We start from the raw sequence: 11,686 nt of genomic DNA on the forward strand, positions 1-11,686 counted from the left end.
CGCCGGGCGCCCAGGCGCGCAGCGCCAAGCCCGCAGCCAGCACGGCCAGCGCGCCCAGCAGCACGTGGCGCGCGCCCAGGCGCTGCTGCAGCGCCGGTCCGCACCAGGCGCCAGGCCCATCAGCAGCATGGGCCGCAGCGTGAGCCAGGCCATGCCGCGCACATCGAGGCCCGTGGCGGCGGCGATGTCGTGCGCGAGCGGGCCCACGGCCGTGAGAAAGGGGCGCAGGTTCAGCGCCGTGAGAACACCACCACGGCCAGCCACAGTCCCTGGCGGGCCGGTGCCTGCACCTGCACCTGCACTGGCTCGGGCGCGGCGGTGCGGCCGGCGGCGCTGCCCATGTCAGGCGGCCGCCCCCGGACCGGCCGGCGCGTCGCCATAGAGCTGCTGCGCTGTCACGCCGGTCTCGACCCGCGTGAGCGGCAGCGGGCGGGGGGCGAGCGGCAGGCGCAGCGCTGCATACGCCGCGGCGCTCGACAGCCCGTAGGGCGCAGCGTCGTCGTTGTCGAACGCGTAATACACCGCCTGCACGCCGCCCATGACCATGGCCGCCAGGCACATGGGGCATGGGTGGCCGCTGGCATAGACCACGCAGCCGTCCAGGCGCGGGCGGCCGAGGTGGCGACTGGCGGCGCGCAGCGCCTGCATTTCGGCGTGGGCGGTGGGATCGTGGCTGTGCACAATCTCGTTGACGCCGCTGGCAATGCGCTCGCCGCCGAGCGCCAGCACGGCGCCAAACGGGCGCCCGCCGCGCACGCGGTTGGCCTGCGCCAAGCGCACGGCCTCGCGCAGCAAAGAGGTGTGGTCGGACATGGAACGGGCTCCTGGGGGCAAGCGGAAAAACGGTCGGTGAAATGGCGCATTTCAGCGCGCGCCGGCCGCGCGCAGCAGCGCAGCGAGGGCGCTGTGGCCGCGCTGCTCGGCATGGCGCAGCGGTGCCACGCCGCCGTGGTCAGGCAGGTTGACGTCGGCGCCCGCGGCGATCAGGGCCTGGGCAATGGCCACGCGGTTCCGCGCCGTGGCCAGCAGCAGCGGCATGCGCGTGCCGCCGCAGGCCAAGGTCACAGGGTGGAAACGCATGGAAAGAAAACAGCGGAAAGCGCCAACGGATGCCAACGCAGGGCGCACAGGGTAACAAAGCGGTTTTGGCCACGGTGCTCGAGCAGGCATGCGCTGCGCCGGCCGGCGCGCGGGCGCCAGGGGCACTCAAGGATCCAACCCTCCCTGGGCTCGCGTGGGCCCTGGCGCGCCCATGCGGCGTTGTCCGGCACGCGCTGCGCCCGCGCCATGCTAGTTTGAAGTACCGAATGTTTCAGAGGACTTGCCATGCCCCTGCCTGCCCATGCGCACACGCCCACGCCACTGCCCCCGGTGGGCACGCCTCCCATCGACAAGCCGCCGCAGCCCACCTGGGTGCCCGAGCCGCCTGTGGTGGAGCCGCCTGCGGTGCCAGGCGAAACCCCGGTGCCCGATCCGACGCTGCCGGGGCCGCGCGAGTCCCCCGTGATCGATCCGCCGCCCTTTCACTGAGGGCCGGCTCCGCGGCGGCCCGCACACAAAGGCCTGCGCTACACCACGCCGCGGGCGCGCAGCTCGGCCCGCTGCGCCGCATCCACCCCCAGTGCCTCGAGCACCTCGTCGGTGTGCTGGCCCAGCGCTGGCGGCGCGTGGCGCAGCACAGGCGGGTGGGCCGCGAGGCGCAGCGGGCTGGCCACGCCGGTGATCTGCGCGACGCCGTCGCCCGCGTCCCGCGGCAGCGCCACGCGCAGGCCGCGCGCCTGCACCTGGGCGTCGCCGAAGGCCTGGGCAATGGTGTTGATGGGGCCGCAGGGCACGGCCTTGTCTTCGAGCAGCGCAATCCACTCGGCGGTCGTGCGCGTGCGCGTCACGGCCTCCATGGCCGGGATCAGTGCGGCGCGGTGCTTCACGCGCAGGGTGTTGCTGGCAAAGCGTGCGTCCTGCGCCCATTCGGGGTGGCCAGCGGCGGCGCAAAAACGCGCGAACTGGCCATCGTTGCCGATCGCCAGCAGCATGGAACCATCCTGCGTCGCAAAGTCCTGGTAGGGCGCCAGGCTCGGGTGGCTGTTGCCCTGGCGCCCCGGCGCCACGCCCGTGGCCAAAAAGCCGGCCGCCTGGTTCGCCAGGATGGCCATGCCCACGTCTAGCAGCGCCATGTCGATGTGCTGGCCCTCGCCCGTGCGGTGGCGCGCATGCAGCGCCGCCAGGATGGCGCTCGATGCGTACACGCCCGTGAACAGGTCGGTCAACGCCACACCCACGCGCAGCGGACCGCCGCCGGGCTCGCCGTCGGCGCGGCCGGTGATGCTCATCATCCCGGTCATGGCCTGGATCATCAGGTCGTAGCCGGCGCGCTCGGCATACGGCCCGTCCTGCCCGAAGCCGGTGACCGAGCAGTAGACCAGGCGCGGGTTCAGCGCGCGCAGGGTGGCGTGGTCCAGCCCGTAGCGCGCCAGGCCCCCGACCTTGAAGTTCTCGACCAGCACGTCGGCCTGTAGCGCCATCTGGCGGATCAGCTGCTGGCCGTCCTCGGTCGCCATGTCGATGGTGACCGAGCGCTTGTTGCGGTTGCAGGCGGTGAAGTAGCTCGCCTGCGTGGTGTCGTTGCCGTCGGCGTCCTGCAGGAACGGGGGCCCCCAGTGCCGTGTGTCGTCGCCCGCGCCGGGGCGCTCGACCTTGACCACGTCGGCGCCCAGGTCGGCCAGGATCTGCGTGCACCAGGGGCCGGCGAGCACGCGCGAGAGGTCGAGGACTTGGATGCCGGCGAGGGCGCCGGCGGGCGGGGTGAGGTCGGTCATGGTGGGCTGTGCACTCATAAATCAATAGCTTGAAGCGCTTATCCAGAAAGCGCTGGAGCCATTTTTCGCTTGAATTGCCGTTCAGTTGGCGAAGGCTGCGATGCCGGTCTGTGCGCGGCCCAGGATCAGCGCGTGCACGTCGTGCGTGCCCTCGTAGGTGTTGACCACCTCCAGGTTCACCAGGTGGCGCGCCACGCCGAACTCGTCGCTGATGCCGTTGCCGCCCATCATGTCGCGCGCCAGGCGGGCGATGTCGAGCGCCTTGCCGCAGCTGTTGCGCTTGATGAGCGACGTGGCTTCGACGGCGGCCGTGCCTTCGTCCTTCATGCGGCCCAGGCGCAGGCAGGCCTGCAGGCCGATGGCGATCTCGGTCTGCATGTCGGCCAGCTTCTTCTGGATCAGCTGGTTGGCGGCGAGCGGACGGCCAAACTGCTTGCGGTCCAGCGTGTACTGGCGCGAGGTGTGCCAGCAGAACTCGGCCGCGCCGAGCGCGCCCCAGGCGATGCCGTAGCGCGCGCTGTTGAGGCAGGTGAACGGGCCTTTCAGGCCCTGCACTTCGGGGAAGGCGTTTTCCTCGGGCACGAACACCTTGTCCATCACGATCTCGCCGGTGATGCTGGCGCGCAGGCCGACCTTGCCGTGGATGGCCGGGGCCGACAGGCCTTTCATGCCCTTGTCGAGGATGAAGCCGCGGATCGGGCCGACGGCACCCGCCTCGCTCACTTCCTTGGCCCAGACGACGAACACGTCGGCCACCGGGCTGTTGGTGATCCACATCTTGGCGCCCGAGAGCTCGTAGCCGCCGGCGACCTTCTTGGCGCGGCTGGCCATGCTGCCGGGGTCGGAGCCGTGGTCGGGCTCGGTCAGGCCGAAGCAGCCGATCCATTCGCCGCTGGCCAGCTTCGGCAGGTACTTCTGGCGCTGCGCCTCGGTGCCGAATTCATGGATCGGCACCATCACCAGCGAGCTTTGCACGCTGGCCATGGAGCGGTAGCCCGAGTCAACGCGCTCGACCTCGCGCGCGATCAGGCCGTAGGCCACGTAGTTGAGGCCGGGGCCGCCGTACTGCTCGGGGATGGTGGGGCCCAGCAGGCCGACCTCGCCCATTTCGCGAAAGATGCTGGTGTCCATCTTTTCGTGGCGGAACGCGTCGAGCACGCGCGGCGCCAGCTTGTCCTGGCAGTAGGCGGCAGCGGCGTCGCGCACCATGCGCTCGTCGTCGGTGAGCTGCAGGTCGAGCAAGAAGGGGTCTTCCCAGTGAAAAGTGGCGCGGGCCATGGCAATCTCCTGAAGGTGTAACGTGTTGTGCTAAAAGCGCATGAAGCGCCGACGGATGGCCCATCGTAGCGTGCATGGATATTGCGCCGCAAGCGAAAATGCTGAACTCAGTTATGAGAAAAAAGAACTCCTTAGAACGTGTTGCGCCACAATCGCGGCGTACCCGCCGTCCTTGACTGGAACCATGCGCCGCACCCTGCCGTCCACCCAGGCCCTGGCCTGCTTTGAAGCCGCCGCGCGGCACGAGAGCTACACGCGCGCCGCGCAGGAGCTCTCGCTCACGCAAAGCGCGGTCTCGCGCCAGATCACGGCGCTGGAAGACTTTCTGGGCGTGCCGCTGTTCCGGCGCACGCGCCACGGCGTCGCGCTCACGCCCGCCGGCACGCACTATGCGCGCCAGATCGGCCCGCGCCTGCAGGCGCTCGAGCGCGACACGCTCGACGTGATGGCGCACCAGGGCCATGGCGGTGCGCTGGCGTTGGCAGCGGTGCCCACCTTCGCCACGCGCTGGCTGATTCCGCGCCTGCCGCAGTTTGCCGCGCTGCATCCCGAGATCGTGGTGCACATCGAAACGCGCACGCGGCCGTTCCTGTTTGCCGACACCGGCTTTGACGCCGCGCTCTACGCCGGCACGCCCGAGCAGGTGGCCAACTGGCCCGGCACGCAGGCGCAGTGGCTGATGCACGAAGACGTGGTGCCGGTGTGCAGCCCGCGCCTGCTGGAGCTGGCCGCACAGCGCGGCCTGGGGCGCGCCTACCAGGGCGTGGCCGCCGAGGTGCTGGCGCAGCTGCCGCTGCTGCAGCAGAGCACACGGCCCTACGGCTGGCGCCAATGGTTCGAGGCCATGGGCGTGGAGGCGCCGCAGGCGCTCGATGGCCCGCGCTACGAGCTGTTTTCGATGCTGGCCGTGGCCGCGGCCCACGGCCTGGGCGTGGCGCTGATGCCGCCGCTCCTGATCGAGGCCGAGCTTGCGCGCGGCGAACTGGTGGTTGCCTGCCAGCGGCACCTGCGCGGCGAGCGCAGCTACTACCTGATCAGCCCGGCACAGGCGCAGCCGCCGGTGCTGGCGGCTTTTGCGCAGTGGCTGCAGGCCATGGCCGAGCCAGCGCCGGCTGCGGACCCCTCATGACGGCGTGTGGGAGGCTTGCGCCGCGCCGCCGCCTCAGAGGCGCGGCAGCAGCTGCACGATCAGCGGCACCAGAACCGCGGTGGCGATGCCGTTGAGGCCCATGGCCAGCGCGGCAAAGGCGCCGGCCGTCTGGTTGAACTGCAGCTCGCGCGCCGTGCCGATCGCATGCGCCGTCAGGCCCACGGCAAAACCGCGCACGGCCGGGTCGTCGATGCGCAGCGCCTGCAGCAGCGGCCGCGCCAGGATGGTGCCGGCAATGCCGGTGATGGCCACCGCCACGGCCGCCAGCGAAGGGAGGCCGCCCATGCGCTCGGCCACCGGCAGCGCAAACGGCATGGACGCCGACTTGGGCGCCAGCGACATCAGCGTCTCCAGCGACCCGCCCAGCGCCCAGGCGACCAGCAGCGCCGAGACAATCGCCACGCTCGAGCCGGCCAGCAGCGCCAGCCCCAGCGGCAGCCACATCTGCTTGATGCGGTCGAGCTGGCGGTACAGCGGCACGGCCAGCGCCACCGTGGCGGGACCGATCAGGAAATAGATGAATTCCACGCCCTGGAAATACACCGGGTACGGCGTGTCGGTGAGCAGCAGGACGGCCACGATCAGCGCCACCGCCGTGAGCACCGGAATCAGAAAGGGGTTGTTGCCGCTGCGCCGGTACAGCCACGCCGCGCCCAGATAGGCCAGCACCGTCAGCACCAGCCAGGGCAGGGGCGACTGCGTGAGCCAGACCGCTGCATCGCTCAAGACCGCGTTCATGGGCGGACCTCCACGGGCCGGGCGCGCAACAGCCAGCGCAGCGTCTGCGCCGTCACCACCAGCGTCACGGCGGCGCCGACCACGCAGGCCACCAGAAACGGCTGCCATTCGCGCGCCACGCGTTCAAAATGCACCATCACGCCGACGATGGCCGGAATGAACAGCAGCATCATGTTCTGCAGCAGCGTGCCCGAGGTGCGCTCCAGTGCCTCGGGCACGCGGCCCAGCGCGAGCAGGCCCGCAAACAGGATCAGCATGCCCGCCAGCGCGCCGGGCAGTGGCAGGGCCAGCAGGCGCACGGCGAACTCCCCCAGAAGCTGGCAGACGAGCAAGACAGCGATGGCGTAAATCATGCGGTGGCAACAGGCGTGACGGGCGGCGCTGCGCCCGAGGCACATGGGGCAGGCGGAGGGTGGTGAAGGAGGGCGCCGCAGGCGCCGGGAACGGCGGAGCGGGCGCACCAGTCTAGCGCAAGGGCACGGGCGGTGCAGTGCGCGCCGCGCAGTGTCCCTACCGCTTGCGCTGCGTTAGCGGGCGGGATACGCTGGCCGTGCCAGGCGACTGCCGGCTTCGCTTTTTGGGAGTCCTAGACCATGGAAAACAACTACCGCGCCCCGCATTTCGATGCCACCGTGGACGAGCTTGAAACCCTGAAATTGCTCGAAATGGGCCAACTCCTGACCACGCCGGAAGCACTGCGCGAACACCTGTCCGGACGCCTGTACGAGCGCGGCTTCATTGCCAAGAATGCACGCGGCGAACTCACCATCACCGACAGCGGCCGCGCCCTGATCCGCCGTCAGAACAACTGAAGGAGCCGATGCGCCGTTGCCTTCTTAAGCCCCGGCGCCCACTACGGCCCGCTCCCGCCGCGTTTCATACAGGCGATTGGTTCAGCAAAATATCCAGCAGACCGTGCACCACGGCCGGTGAGTTCAGCGCCTGCGTGCTCGGCGCGGTGTGCGCGTCATACGGCGCGATGCTCGCGTCTTGCCACTCGTGCTTGAGGTCGGGCGAGTGGGCGAACTGCCTCTTGGTGCTGTTCGCCGCCTGCTGCACCAGCAAGGGAGACTGCAGGGTAGACGCCCAGCGTGAGCGTTTTGCGCTTTTCGACAAAGCGATAGTCCATGCGCCAGTCCTTGCCACTGGCGTTCACCAACAAGTACATGCCCACCGTCAGATAAGTTTGTCGCCTGCGGGCTTGCGAATGTGCTTGGCATTTTTGATTGCTGTATTGGTAAGTGCCATGCACTCCCTCTGTGACGGTATGTCGATTGACGGTATCTGGGACATACCGTCAGAGGTACCGTTTTTGACGGTATGTCGTGGTATCCAGAGATGACGTGAGGCAAATAAAAACCCGCTACACGTATGAGATGTAGCGGGTTTGATCCGTCTTGATGCTGTCTGAACGCATTAGATGGTGCCGGGGCCGGAATCACAAAGCATTCAATAAGGCGCATGAATACTGGATTTTCAAAAATTTATTTTGAAAAGTACCGTCAAAAGTGCCGTCATTTTTCGAGGTGTCTCATTTGTGGCACGGATGAATCGGGCTGAGACGCCGTGACAGGGTGTGATTCGATGGGGTCGGGCTGACAGGGCGGTAGTATCCCGTAACAACTACCCGCTGTCTTTGGTCGCCCAGGGATGGCGCGATCTGCCGAATGGACAAGACAAACCTCTCCGAAAGCGACATTTGCGACAAGTTCATCCGCCCGGCCATGGAGCAAGCCGGGTGGAACGGTCTGGACCAGATCTTCCGGGAGTACCCCTTGCGTGCCGGGCGTGTCGTGGTGCGCGGCAGCAAGGCCTACCGCGACAAGAGTTCAGTGCTCAGGGCCGATTACGCCCTGTTCTACAAGGCCAACATTCCCCTTGCGGTGGTCGAGGCCAAAGACAACAAGCATGCCGTAGGCGCAGGCATGGGTCAGGCCGTGAACTACGCCCAGCTGCTTGATGTTCCTTTCAGCTTCGCCAGCAACGGCGACGGTTTTGTGTTTCGCGACGCGACCATGGCCACCGGCGTGCTGGAGCAGAACCTCAGCCTCGAAGAATTCCCGTCGCCGCAAGAGCTGTGGAGCCGCTACTGCGCCTGGAAAGGCTGGTCCGCCGAGGAAAGCCGCGTCGCCGGGTTCGACTACGCCCCCAACAAGACTCCGCGCTACTACCAGCTCAACGCCGTGAACCGCGCGGTCGAAGCCATCGCCGCCGGGCAAAACCGCGTGCTGCTGGTCATGGCCACCGGCACCGGCAAGACCTACACCGCGTTCCAGATCATCTGGCGCCTGTGGAAGAGCGGCGCCAAAAAGCGCATCCTGTTCCTGGCCGACCGCAACATCCTCATTGACCAGACCATGGTCAACGACTTCCGCCCCTTCAAGGGCGCCATGGCCAAGCTCAGCCCCAACGCCAAGGGCGTGGAGCGCGTCGATGCGCAGGGCACGGTGTCGGTCGAGGACGTGGAGCTGGCCGTCAACAAAAGCACCAAGCGGGTGGACAAAAGCTACGAGATTTACCTGTCGCTCTACCAGGCCGTCACCGGCACCGAGGAAGAGCGCAACATCTACAAGCAGTTCAGCCCCGACTTCTTCGACCTCATCGTGGTGGACGAATGCCACCGGGGCAGCGCGGCCGAAGACTCGGCCTGGCGCGACATCCTCAGCTACTTTGCCAGCGCCACGCAGATCGGCTTGACCGCCACGCCCAAGGAGACCAAAGACGTTTCCAACACCGACTACTTCGGCGAGCCCGTCTATACCTACAGCCTCAAGCAAGGCATCGAAGACGGCTACCTGGCCCCGTACAAGGTCATCCGCGTGGACCTGGACAAAGACACCTTTGGCTGGCGCCCCACCGCCGGTATGACCGACAAGCACGGCCACGCCATCGAAGACCGCATCTACACCGGCGCCGACATGAACCGCAAGCTGGTGCTGGAACAGCGCGATGCCATGGTGGCCGCCAAGATCACCGACTACCTCAAGGCCACCGACCGCTATGCCAAGACCATCGTCTTTTGCGAAGACATAGACCACGCCGCCCGCATGCGCCAGGCGCTGAGCAACGCCAACGCCGACCTGTGCGCCGCCCAGCCCAAATACGTGGTGCAGATCACCGGCGACAACACCGAGGGCAAGCTGGAGCTCGACAACTTCATCGACCCCGAGAAAACCTACCCCGTCATCGCCACCACCTCCAAGCTCATGAGCACGGGCGTGGACGCGCAGACCTGCAAGCTCATCGTGCTCGACCAGGGCATCAAGTCCATGACGCTGTTCAAGCAGATCATCGGCCGGGGCACCCGCCTGCGCGAAGACCTGGGCAAGACCTGGTTCACTATTCTCGATTTCAAGCGCGCCACCGAGCTGTTTGCCGACAAGGACTTTGACGGCGAGCCCGTGCAAATCTACGAACCCGGCAGCGGCGAGCCCGTGGCGCCGCCCGAGCCTCTTGCACCCGAGGGCAATCCTGGCGGCGTCAGCCAGCCCGGTGCAGACAGCGGCCCGTGGGACCCTCTGGGCCCCTTCGCGGGCGGCGGCGGTGCCTCCGACGGCCCCAAGAAATACATCCTCGGCAACAACGTCACCGTGGCCGTGGCCCGCGAGCGCGTGCAATACCTCAACGCCCAGGGCAAGCTCATCACCGAAAGCCTGCGCGACTACACCCGCATCAACCTGCGCAAACAATTCGATTCGCTCGACCAGTTCCTGCAGGCCTGGCAGCAGGCCGACCGCAAGGCCGCGCTGCTGCAGGAGCTCGAAGGGCAGGGCGTGCTGCTGGACGCCCTGGCCGATGAAGTGGGCAAAGACCTCGACCCCTTCGACCTCCTGCTGCATGTGGCCTACGACCAGCCGCCGCTCACCCGCAGCGAGCGCGCCCGCCGCGTGCAAAAGCGCAACGTCTTCACCCAGTACGGCCCCGTGGCCCGCAAAGTGCTCGAAGCGCTGCTCGACAAATACGCCGATGAAGGCATTGCCACCATCGAGAGCAACGACATCTTCAAGCTCCAGCCCTTCACCGATCTGGGCAGCCCCGTGGAGCTGGTGCGCAGCTTTGGTGGCCGGCCGCAATACCTGGGCGCGCTGCAAGTGCTGCAGCGCGAGCTGTACGCTACGCAGCCAGCCACTTGATCTTGGCCCCTTAATTACTCTGTTTTTGATAGCTAATAGCGCTTGTCCAGCAAGCGCTAGAGCATCATTTTGTTCAAAGTTTGCAATCCATGTCCAACCTCACCCCCGTCATCAAATCCATCCAGGACATCATGCGCCAGGACAGCGGCGTCGATGGCGACGCCCAGCGCATCAGCCAGCTCACCTGGCTGCTGTTTTTGAAGGTATTCGATGCGCTCGAAGAAGAGCTCGAACTCACGCGCGACCATTACCAAAGCCCCATCCCTGAAGCCATGCGCTGGCGCCACTGGGCGGCAGACCCCGAGGGCATGACCGGCGACGAGCTGCTGGATTTTGTCGACAACCAGCTTTTCGCCACCCTCAAAAGCCTCAGCGCCGACCCCGTGCGCAACCCGCGCGGCTATGTGGTGCGCGGCGTGTTTGAAGATGCCTACAACTACATGAAAAGCGGCCACCTGCTGCGCCAGGTGGTCAACAAGCTCGGTGGCATCGACTTCAACCGCCAGGCCGAGCGCCACCAGTTCAACGACCTGTACGAAAAAATCCTCAAAGACCTGCAAAGCGCTGGCAATGCGGGCGAGTTCTACACCCCGCGCGCCGTCACCCAGTTCATGGTGGACATGGTCAACCCGCAGCTCGGCGAAGTGGTGCTGGACCCGGCTACGGGCACGGGCGGTTTTCTCGTCTGCGCCATCGAGCACCTGCGCAAGCAGGTCCACAACGCAAGCCAAGAGGCCGTGCTGCAAAACAGCATTCGTGGCGTCGAGAAAAAGCAGATGCCGCACATGCTCTGCGTCACCAACCTGCTGCTGCACGGCATCGAGGTGCCCAGCCACATCCGCCACGACAACACCCTGGCCCGCCCGCTGCGCGACTACACCCAGGCCGACCGCGTGGACGTGGTGCTGACCAACCCGCCCTTTGGCGGCGTGGAAGAGCCCGGCATCGAACAAGGCTACCCCGCCGACGTGCGCACCAAGGAAACCGCCGACCTGTTCCTGGTGCTCATCAAGCACCTGCTCAAAACCAACGGCCGCGCCGCCCTGGTGCTGCCCGACGGCACCCTGTTTGGCGAAGGCGTCAAAAGCCGCATCAAAGAGCAGCTGCTGCAGGAATGCAACCTGCACACCATCGTGCGCCTGCCCAACGGCGTGTTTGCGCCCTACACCGGCATCAAGACCAACCTGCTGTTCTTCACCAAGGGCCAGCCCACGCAGCATGTCTGGTACTACGAGCACCCGTACCCGCCGGGCGTGAAGAACTACAACAAGACCAAGCCCATCCGCATCGAAGAGTTCGACGCCGAGAAAGCCTGGTGGGGCACCGAGGCAGACGGCTTTGCCGCCCGCGTGGAAAACGAGCGCGCCTGGAAGGTCGGCATCGAGCAGATCAAGGCCGCCAACTGGAACCTCGACCAGAAGAACCCTCACGTCGGCGAGCAGATCAGCCACGACCCCGAGGTGCTGCTGGCCGACTACGCCCGCCTGCAGGCCGAGGCGCAGGCCCTGCGCGACGAGCTCAAAGGCATCCTCGCCCAGTCTTTATCAGCCAAAACGGCCGCAAGCGCTTGA

The 11,686-nt window shown here is 66.8% G+C and carries 12 protein-coding genes and 2 pseudogenes; 5 read left to right on the forward strand and 9 right to left on the reverse strand.

Annotated features, from left to right (window positions below; all coding sequences use genetic code 11):
• The 3 genes and pseudogenes from B2J86_RS15970 to B2J86_RS15980 all read right to left on the reverse strand — a co-directional run.
• Positions 1–207: pseudogene (locus tag B2J86_RS15970) on the reverse strand (hypothetical protein); the annotation flags it as partial.
• A 135-nt stretch (positions 208–342) separates the two neighbouring features.
• Positions 343–813: a nucleoside deaminase gene (locus B2J86_RS15975; protein ID WP_173026094.1), complete on the reverse strand. Its 471-nt coding sequence runs from the start codon at positions 811–813 to the stop codon at positions 343–345.
• A 51-nt stretch (positions 814–864) separates the two neighbouring features.
• Positions 865–1,080, reverse strand: a complete 216-nt coding sequence (locus B2J86_RS15980; protein ID WP_169636814.1) for a hypothetical protein — start codon at positions 1,078–1,080, stop codon at positions 865–867.
• Positions 1,081–1,326: 246 nt separating this feature from the next.
• Between B2J86_RS15980 and B2J86_RS15985 the strand changes: the two genes are divergently transcribed.
• Positions 1,327–1,530 (forward strand): hypothetical protein, encoded by a 204-nt coding sequence (locus tag B2J86_RS15985; protein WP_169636815.1) that lies wholly within the window; start codon positions 1,327–1,329, stop codon positions 1,528–1,530.
• Between the two features lie 38 nt (positions 1,531–1,568).
• Here B2J86_RS15985 and B2J86_RS15990 read toward each other — a convergent pair whose 3' ends face one another.
• Positions 1,569–2,816: a CaiB/BaiF CoA-transferase family protein gene (locus B2J86_RS15990; RefSeq protein WP_169636816.1), complete on the reverse strand. Its 1,248-nt coding sequence runs from the start codon at positions 2,814–2,816 to the stop codon at positions 1,569–1,571.
• Between the two features lie 81 nt (positions 2,817–2,897).
• Positions 2,898–4,094 (reverse strand): acyl-CoA dehydrogenase, encoded by a 1,197-nt coding sequence (locus B2J86_RS15995; RefSeq protein WP_173026095.1) that lies wholly within the window; start codon positions 4,092–4,094, stop codon positions 2,898–2,900.
• A 184-nt stretch (positions 4,095–4,278) separates the two neighbouring features.
• Between B2J86_RS15995 and B2J86_RS16000 the strand changes: the two genes are divergently transcribed.
• Positions 4,279–5,223, forward strand: coding sequence for a LysR substrate-binding domain-containing protein (locus tag B2J86_RS16000; RefSeq protein ID WP_169170020.1), 945 nt, complete (start codon positions 4,279–4,281; stop codon positions 5,221–5,223).
• Between the two features lie 33 nt (positions 5,224–5,256).
• Here the strand turns inward: B2J86_RS16000 and B2J86_RS16005 are convergent, their stop codons facing one another.
• Positions 5,257–5,982 carry an LrgB family protein gene (locus B2J86_RS16005; RefSeq protein ID WP_169170019.1) on the reverse strand — a complete coding sequence of 242 codons (726 nt, stop codon included), beginning with the start codon at positions 5,980–5,982 and terminating at the stop codon, positions 5,257–5,259.
• Positions 5,979–6,335 carry a CidA/LrgA family protein gene (locus tag B2J86_RS16010; RefSeq protein ID WP_169170018.1) on the reverse strand — a complete coding sequence of 119 codons (357 nt, stop codon included), beginning with the start codon at positions 6,333–6,335 and terminating at the stop codon, positions 5,979–5,981. The genes B2J86_RS16005 and B2J86_RS16010 overlap by 4 nt, the downstream gene beginning before the upstream one ends.
• Before the next feature lie 240 nt (positions 6,336–6,575).
• On the opposite strand from B2J86_RS16010, the gene B2J86_RS16015 reads away from it, so the two are divergent.
• On the forward strand, positions 6,576–6,794 hold the full coding sequence (locus B2J86_RS16015; protein ID WP_169170017.1) for a hypothetical protein: 219 nt from the start codon (positions 6,576–6,578) through the stop codon (positions 6,792–6,794).
• A gap of 64 nt (positions 6,795–6,858) precedes the next feature.
• Here B2J86_RS16015 and B2J86_RS16020 read toward each other — a convergent pair whose 3' ends face one another.
• Both B2J86_RS16020 and B2J86_RS18455 read right to left on the reverse strand, forming a co-directional pair.
• Positions 6,859–7,047 (reverse strand): hypothetical protein, encoded by a 189-nt coding sequence (locus B2J86_RS16020; protein WP_169170016.1) that lies wholly within the window; start codon positions 7,045–7,047, stop codon positions 6,859–6,861.
• Positions 7,048–7,093: 46 nt separating this feature from the next.
• A pseudogene (locus B2J86_RS18455) lies at positions 7,094–7,150 on the reverse strand (hypothetical protein); the annotation flags it as partial.
• A 499-nt stretch (positions 7,151–7,649) separates the two neighbouring features.
• On the opposite strand from B2J86_RS18455, the gene hsdR reads away from it, so the two are divergent.
• Both hsdR and B2J86_RS16030 read left to right on the forward strand, forming a co-directional pair.
• Positions 7,650–10,115: an EcoAI/FtnUII family type I restriction enzme subunit R gene (gene hsdR / locus B2J86_RS16025; RefSeq protein WP_173026096.1), complete on the forward strand. Its 2,466-nt coding sequence runs from the start codon at positions 7,650–7,652 to the stop codon at positions 10,113–10,115.
• Between the two features lie 89 nt (positions 10,116–10,204).
• Positions 10,205–11,686, forward strand: coding sequence for a class I SAM-dependent DNA methyltransferase (locus B2J86_RS16030; RefSeq protein WP_173026097.1), 1,482 nt, complete (start codon positions 10,205–10,207; stop codon positions 11,684–11,686).

Origin of the sequence: Acidovorax sp. SRB_14, from assembly GCF_012932145.1 — a bacterium.
Lineage (GTDB): Bacteria > Pseudomonadota > Gammaproteobacteria > Burkholderiales > Burkholderiaceae_C > Simplicispira.